Annotated in this window: 6 protein-coding genes; 3 read left to right on the forward strand and 3 right to left on the reverse strand. The window is 54.2% G+C overall.

What is annotated here, in order from left to right; genetic code table 11:
• Positions 1-19 precede the first annotated feature (19 nt).
• Entirely contained in the window at positions 20-1,192 is a 1,173-nt protein-coding gene (locus tag Q3886_RS07130) for an MFS transporter (protein ID WP_301860594.1), read from the forward strand.
• A 93-nt stretch (positions 1,193-1,285) separates the two neighbouring features.
• Here the strand turns inward: Q3886_RS07130 and Q3886_RS07135 are convergent, their stop codons facing one another.
• From Q3886_RS07135 to Q3886_RS07145, 3 genes are all read right to left on the reverse strand, one after another.
• On the reverse strand, positions 1,286-2,431 hold the full coding sequence (locus Q3886_RS07135) for a L,D-transpeptidase (RefSeq protein WP_301860595.1): 1,146 nt from the start codon (positions 2,429-2,431) through the stop codon (positions 1,286-1,288).
• Entirely contained in the window at positions 2,406-3,746 is a 1,341-nt protein-coding gene (locus Q3886_RS07140; protein WP_301860596.1) for a nucleobase:cation symporter-2 family protein, read from the reverse strand. Before Q3886_RS07140 ends, Q3886_RS07135 begins: the two co-directional genes overlap by 26 nt.
• A 105-nt stretch (positions 3,747-3,851) precedes the next feature.
• The gene (locus Q3886_RS07145) at positions 3,852-4,805 is read right to left on the reverse strand and encodes an L-lactate dehydrogenase (RefSeq protein ID WP_301860597.1); all 954 of its coding nucleotides are present in this window, start codon (positions 4,803-4,805) and stop codon (positions 3,852-3,854) included.
• A 519-nt stretch (positions 4,806-5,324) separates the two neighbouring features.
• Here Q3886_RS07145 and Q3886_RS07150 point away from each other — a divergent pair.
• Entirely contained in the window at positions 5,325-6,341 is a 1,017-nt protein-coding gene (locus tag Q3886_RS07150) for a 1-aminocyclopropane-1-carboxylate deaminase/D-cysteine desulfhydrase (RefSeq protein WP_301860598.1), read from the forward strand.
• A gap of 439 nt (positions 6,342-6,780) precedes the next feature.
• Positions 6,781-7,079: helix-turn-helix domain-containing protein (locus tag Q3886_RS07155; protein ID WP_301860599.1), on the forward strand; the 299-nt coding region annotated here is incomplete at its 3' end.

Consider the following 7,079-nt stretch of genomic DNA (forward strand, 5'->3'; position numbering starts at 1 on the left):
GATAAGGAGATATTGCCTTATGAACTGGAAATTCTGTCTTGCTATCCTGACATGTAATGTCGTCTTCATGTCAGCCAGTTATACGATGCTCGTACCGTTTCTTCCCATGTACCTGACCCATGACCTTGGCGTCGATGCCGCCTCTGTCAATATCTGGTCAGGTCTCGTTTTTTCTTCGTCCTTTGCTGTCAGCGCCATTATGGCGCCCATCTGGGGCCGCATGGCCGATAAAAAGGGCAAGCGTCTCATGGCCATCCGGGCCAGCCTGCTTCTGGCCATCAGCTATTTTCTCGGCGGCATCGTCACGTCACCGCTGCAGCTGACCTTTATGCGCCTCTTTCAGGGATTTGCTGCCGGCTTATGGCCTATGGAACTGGCCATTATGACCATGTATGCGCCACCGAAAAAACTGGGTCTCTGCCTGGGCACCATGCAGGGCGCTCTGACGACAGGCGTCGTTATTGGTCCTCTGTTCGGCGGCATTCTGGCCGAAATGTTCGGCATGCGCATGTCCTTTTTCCTCGCTGCCGGCGCCTTGTTTCTGAATTTTCTCGTCCTCGTCTTCTTCATCAAAGAACCGCCGGACAATGACCCCCTGCCAGCAGGGCCCAAGGCTGCGCCTCCTTCGCTGTGGAAGCGGCCTGTTATCCGCACGATGCTCCTGTATGCCGTCTTCGTGCAGATGGTTATTCTCCTCATTCAGCCCGTCCTGACGACGTACGTGTCGGAAATGGCCGGCCACCTGGACAACCTCATCTTTATTTCAGGCCTCGTCTTTTCTCTCGGCGGCTTTGCCAGCGCCATTTCCTCCCCCCTGTGGGGCCGTTTTGGCCAGGGTCAGGGCTTTCACCGCTCGCTCACCTATGCCCTGACCGGGGCTGGCCTGTGCTTCTTTCTCCAGGCCATCCCTAATGAGCTCCATCTCTTTGCGGCCACGCAGTTTGCTGTAGGCCTGTTTTTTGCCGGCATTTACCCGTCCATCAACGCCATTCTGGCAGAAAATACGGATGCCCATACGAAAGGCCACGTCTTTGGCCTCCTCTTTTCAGCACAGCAAATTGGCTCCATGGTCGGTCCTCTCCTCGGCGGCGCCGTAGCCACCTTCTTCGGTATTAAGTACGTCTTCATCCTGGCCGGCCTCATTTTGCTGTCCATCAGCATTGCCACACGGCGGCAGCATACAGACGGCTGATAAAAATCCATCATACCAGACAAGAACCCCCTGCGCAGAACAAGCTGCGCAGGGGGTTCTGTCCATCTCCTCACGGGGAGATTTTTTATTCGTTTATATATTAGCTGGCCGGACTGCTTCGTCACTGCGCTTCTTTTCAGCAGGCACTGCTGCTGGTGTCATGACATACTGCAGCGCCGGCGTCAGGCTCCCTTCCATGCGAAACAGAGACGATGCATCGGCAGCTTTCATGTATACTACGTCGCTTCGGACCATTCCTGCTGCCGTACCATAAGGACTGGTCAGCACCTGATCGGCTGCCTTCCAGTGCAGATCTAGCCGCAGTGCCGTCGCCACAGCCACAGCCGGCAAATAGAGAATACCGTCTTTCTGCAGGGCCCGCATGGGCAGTTTTTTCCCATAAACGATGATGTCATAGGCCTTGGCCACATACGTCGGCAGCCCGTCAGAAGCGGCAATTTTTTCCGCAATCGACGCGGCACTGGCAAAGGTGTCGACGCCGTAGCCCCGCAGGGCTCGCTTTACATCGGGTACGGTCAGGTTCTGCCATCCGTAGCCGTCGGGATAAATATAGTACGACACAGTATGATCCGGTGCGCTGTCGATAACGATGCGGTCGTAATAGACCATGACCGGTGTACCGACGGATACGCGGCGATACAGATCTTCTACATCTTCCTCTTTCAGGCGGACGCAGCCGTTGGATACATAATAGCCTACAGTATCAGGACGATTGGTTCCGTGAATCCCATAGGTGCCGCTGAAGCCAATCCAGCGGTATCCCAGAGGATTGTCCGGGCCCGACGGAATCTGTACCGACGTATCGCCGGGATCAATCCACGTCGGATTGATTTCCTTGGTCTGTACCTCGTAAAATCCCGACGGCGTCGGCGTCGACACCTTGCCTACGCCGGCCCGGTAGAGGGCTGTTTTCTTTCCCCCTTCGTAAAGTGTCACCATGCGGCTCGCCGTATTGATGACGATCTTCTTTTCCTGTACGACAGGCGGAGCCGGTGCCGGCTGTACAGCCGGCGCAGACTGAATGGTCACTGCGGCCGCCGGTTCCTGCCGTTCTGCCGCCGAAGGAGACGAGACCTCTTCTGACGCAAAAACGGCAGGCTTCGTCTTTAATTCCACCGGCACCGGTTCTGCCGAAGCGGCTCCGGCGCCAGCCATGCAGCCCAAGGCTGCTGCCAGCAGCAAAAGGGCCGTTTTATTTCGGACTCGTCGTATCTTCATGTGGGTCCCCCATGCCGTTAAAAATAAGGTTTAAAAGAACAGCCGTAATGCTGCCCAGGGTAATGCCGCTTTGCAGGACAATTTTGGCTACATCCGGAAAATGCTGGAAGAAGTTGGGAATCGTCAGGGTAATCATGCTCATGCCGATGCTGATAGCGACGAGCATTAAATTATAATTTCCTTCAAACTGCACCTTCGACAGGGCCCGTACGCCGCTGGCAATAATCATGCCAAACATGGCAAGACCGGCACCGCCCAGGACGGCGTTGGGAATACAGGCTACGACAGCCGCCATTTTGGGAAACAGACCCAGGAGAATCAGAATCACGCCGGATGCAGCGACGACGAAGCGGCTCTTGACCCGCGTCACCGCTACGAGCCCTACGTTCTGGGCAAAGGCTGTATAAGGGAAGCTGTTTAAAATACCGCCAATAAACGTAGACAATCCGTCAGCCCGCAGGCAGCGGGCCAGACCGTCCCGGCCAATGGGCTTGCCTACGATTTCACCGATGGCAATGCTGTCGCCTGTCGTTTCTACCATGACGACGAGCATGACAATGACCATGGAAATGACTGAGCCCACATCAAAGGTGGGAAAGCCGAAGGAAAAAGGCGTCGTAACGGAAATCCAGTCGGCTCTGCCTACTTCGGCAAAATTGGCCTGTCCCAGCAGAATCGACGCCACAGTTCCGCCAATAAGGCCGATGAGGACGGCAATATTGCTCAAAAATCCCTTGGCATACCGGTACACGACGATGACGATGCACAAGGTCAGACCGGCCAGCATGAGCTGCATGGGACTGGCAAAATCAGGCGCTTTCGGATTGCCGCCGCCAATCCAGCGCACCGCCACAGGCAGGAGAGTAATGCCGATAATGGTAATAATCGTACCCGTCACAACTGGCGGAAACAGGCGAATGAGCTTGCTGAAATAAGGCGCCACCAGAAAGGTCAGGAGCCCTGCCACGATGATGGCCCCGTAAATGGCCGTAATGCCGTGTTCCGTCCCAATGAGGATCATCGGCGTAACAGCCGCAAAGGTAACGCCCTGAATCATGGGGATACGGGCGCCGACCTTCCAGAAGCCAATAGTCTGAATCAGCGTGGCAATGCCGCAGGTAAATAAGTCCGCATTAATCAGATGAATCAGCTGGGCCGGCGTCAGCTGAAGAGCCTGGGCAATAATAATAGGCACCGCCACGGCACCGGCATACATGGCCAGCACGTGCTGCAGGCCATAGGCAAACAACTTGGAAAAAGGAAGCATTTCGTCGACAGGATGGCTGGTCAGCTCCTGTCCTTTCATTTCATTCATGTTCAGTATCACCTCTCACTAAAATACAGCAGGCCAGCCCATGCTATTCGTCCGTTCCGGCCTGCTTTCTCCACAAAAAACGTACCTCTCCGTCAGCACCAGGAACTATATCGTTTCTGCCCGCTGTAAAAAGCTGCGAATAATCTCGCAGGACTCGTGGAACTTCTGCTGTTCCTCCGGCGACAGAGGCACTTCCACGACCTGTTCCATGCCGTTTTTGCCGATAATACAGGGCACGCCGGCTGCTACGTTCTCTTCGCCATATTCTCCTTCCAGCGCCGTCGAGCAGGGCCAAAGGAGTTTCTGATCGTGGAAGATGGCGGAAATAATCATATGGGCCGCATTGGCAATACCGAATTCCGTACACCCTTTGCCGTCAATTTCAATATCGCCGGCCCGCTTCACTTCTGTCTGCAGGGCTTCCAGATCCAGACCGGCCAGGGAAGACTCTTTTTCCACGAGTGCTGTAAAGGGCCTGCCGCCAGCCTGCACCTGAGACCAGACGACGAAGCTGGAATTTCCATGCTCGCCCATGCAGAAAGCCCGAATAGACCGGCGGGCCAGGCCGGTGCAGCGCGACAGAACCCGCAGCAGCCGGTACGTCTCCAGGCTCGTGCCGGTACAGAAGCAGCGGTTCCGCGGCCAGCCCATTTGCCGGCGAATATATTCACAGATAATATCGGCCGGATTGGAAATGCTGAGCATAATGCCGGAAAACCGGTGCTGCTTCAGATGGGAAACGACCTCCTGAGCCATACGGATGGAATCATCGAACATATCCAGCCGCGTTTCACCGGGAAGGCGGCTCCGGCCAAAGGCCATTACCAGCACGTCTGCATCATCGACGTCGTCATACCCGCCGGCCCGCACGCAGGCATCGCGGCCGCACAGGGAACCGCTGATGCCGTCATCCAGATCCATAGCCTGACCGGCCGCTTTTTCCGGAAGAACGTCAATCAGCACAATGTCGTCTGCGTCTCCGGACTGAATCAGAGCCAGCGCTACATGGGATCCAACGTGGCCGGCGCCGACAATCACTACTTTCCGTGTCTGTATCATCGCATATCCTCCTTGTGTCGTATCGCCCTGTCAGGCGATGTTCTGTTCTATACCTCTTTGAGTATATCATATTTATGGCACAATTTACCCGCTTTTTACGCATTCTTTTCCCAAGGTTCATGTTTCTTTTTTATACTGTATTCAGGAAAGGCAAAGAACCCAAATCACCTCACCTTTCCTACTCCAACACCGGCACGGCACGTGGACCCCTCCCAGCTGTGATGCCGCCGCCGTCTTATACATTCTTTCCCACCCCTGGGCCCTGCAGCATACATCATGCGCGGGAGCCTTATTTTTTTGACTCTTGTGCCGGCAATCCGTCAAATTAGACCGTCTCATATGTCAAGGATTCAACCTAGCCAGCCCTGCTGTATCCTACTATTCCAAAGAGCCTGACCGGCTTTTTCCCACGAACTGCCGGTCAGGCTCTTTGTATGCGCTCTTCCCGGAGAACCAGGGACAAGGTAGTATTTTCCCGGCCAATATGATACGATGAAGGAAATAAAGGAGAGTGACCTCATGAATACACTGAAACCCAAACTGACCCTTCTCGACGCGGCACCGACGCCGCTTCAGTATCTGTCCGGCTTATCGCAGGAACTGTTCCGGGAGCTGTACATCAAGCGCGACGACCTGACGCCCCTGGGCGGCGGCGGCAACAAGCTGCGCAAACTGGAATACCTCATGTTTGACGCCGTAAACGCCCAGTCTACAGTCATCGTCACTGTCGGCGGCATCCAGACCAACCACGGCCGCCTGACAGCCGCCGTTGCCGCCAAGTACGGCCTGAAATGCATTATCGCCGCTGTAGACGACTACGACGGCGAAATGAGTGCCAACCTGCTGCTGGACGGTATTTTCGGTGCCCACGTCGTCGTAAAAAAAGACGACGGCCGCGATAAGACGGTACAGCTTGAAGAAACGGTAAAAACCATTATGGAACGGGAAATCGCCAAAGGGGAACGAGTCTATTTCATCCCCATGGGCGGCAGCGATATTACAGGCATGCTCGGCTACTACGACTGTGCTGCCGAACTTGACGCCCAGGCCAAAGCGCATCAGCTGGAAGGGGCCACCGTCTATGTCGCCGCCGGCAGTCTGGGAACGTATATGGGCCTGTACTGCGGCCTGAAAGCCATTCATTCGTCCCTGAAAGTGACGGGCATTGCCATTATGCCTATCGATGAAGACCGGCTCCACGCCTATTTCCAGGAAGCCAAAGAAGCTTATGGATTCGATTTTGACGACGCCGACATGCACATTGAAACAGGATATATCCGCAAAGGCTACAACGAGCCGGACCGTCACGTCCGCGAAGCCATCCTCACCATGGCCCGCCACGAAGGCATTCTCCTCGATCCCTGCTATACAGGGAAGATGTTTGCCGGCGTACTGGACATGATAAAAGAGAAAAAAATCAAGCTCGGCCGCCAGGTCATTCTGCTCCACACCGGCGGCATGCCCGGCTTATACACCAAATGCCACCGCACCAAACTTGAAAAAGAACTGCAGGGACAGGTGGAACTGCTGCCTTAAACTTTCAAGAAGCAAAGGCGCCCCTTGTTTCTCTATCCGGTATATCAAAGAGATTTGTGAAACAGCTTCTGGTCTGCCTGCACGGCCTATGGCCTCCCTGTGATACCCTATATTCCAAGTGGCGCATACACAGGGATTGTGCCGGGCGGACGGTCAAAGGGCTGTCGCCTCCCGGCACAAGAGGAATATACCGTTGCTGACTGGAACTGCATACCTATGCTGGATGGATACCCTATACTTTTTTGTAAAAAACGAAGTGCCCGTTATGACACTTCGCAACACGTTCACTGCACTTGTGCAGTACAATATATAATGCTTTTTATGCTTTTATTTTGGCGGATTTACAATCTAAGTGCAACAATAAGTTGAAATGAAAATGACACATGGATCTCTGCTATAATGGTGTTTGTAACGACAACCTTACGTTAGGAGAGATACCATGTGCCACTACAACCATCTTATACTATCTAAACGAGAAAAGCTACTCTTTTTTCTGGCCAAAGGATATTCTTGTACTCAGATCGCTGCTGAACTGGGCAGAAACAAGTCCACGATTTCCCGCGAGCTGCATCGTAACGCATCGGGAAACCAGTATCTTCCCGTAGAGGCGCAAGCAAAAGCTCTCCAGCGTCATTTACACTGCCGGCCTCGGAAAAAGCTGGATAATCCGGCCTTGCTGGAAAAAGTAAAAGAACGGATTACCATGCATCAATGGTCTCCCGAAGAAATCTCTCATCG

This window comes from uncultured Megasphaera sp., assembly GCF_958350005.1.
GTDB lineage: Bacteria > Bacillota > Negativicutes > Veillonellales > Megasphaeraceae > Megasphaera.

Excerpts from the sequence above, each read along its gene's own strand:
- Q3886_RS07150 (WP_301860598.1), top strand. The coding sequence starts at position 5,325 with ATGAATACACTGAAACCCAAACTGACCCTTCTCGACGCGGCACCGACG.
- Q3886_RS07135 (WP_301860595.1), bottom strand. The coding sequence starts at position 2,431 with ATGAAGATACGACGAGTCCGAAATAAAACGGCCCTTTTGCTGCTGGCA.
- Q3886_RS07140 (WP_301860596.1), bottom strand. The coding sequence starts at position 3,746 with ATGAATGAAATGAAAGGACAGGAGCTGACCAGCCATCCTGTCGACGAA.
- Q3886_RS07130 (WP_301860594.1), top strand. The coding sequence starts at position 20 with ATGAACTGGAAATTCTGTCTTGCTATCCTGACATGTAATGTCGTCTTC.
- Q3886_RS07145 (WP_301860597.1), bottom strand. The coding sequence starts at position 4,805 with ATGATACAGACACGGAAAGTAGTGATTGTCGGCGCCGGCCACGTTGGA.